The 226-nt window shown below is 49.6% G+C and carries 1 pseudogene; it reads right to left on the minus strand.

What is annotated here, in order from left to right:
* Window positions 1-226, minus strand: a pseudogene (locus tag JFU56_RS23250) (Ig-like domain-containing protein); the annotation flags it as partial.

The raw sequence follows: 226 nt of genomic DNA on the forward strand, positions 1-226 counted from the left end.
GTGATTCACCGTCTGCAATAACCGCTGAACCAGTAATCACAGGGCTCGTGTCACTTGTCGTTTGCGCGATCACTGTCGGTAATCCAGGCACTGAAGTATCAATTTCAAAACCATTTTCTGTCGCTGTTGAGGTATTACCCGCATCATCCGTTGCTGTTGCAACGGCTGTGTAGTTACCGTCTGCTAATGCAGCCGCATCCACACTCCAACCACCGTTACCGTCTAA

Source organism: Moritella sp. F3, assembly GCF_015082335.1.
Classification (GTDB): Bacteria; Pseudomonadota; Gammaproteobacteria; order Enterobacterales; family Moritellaceae; genus Moritella.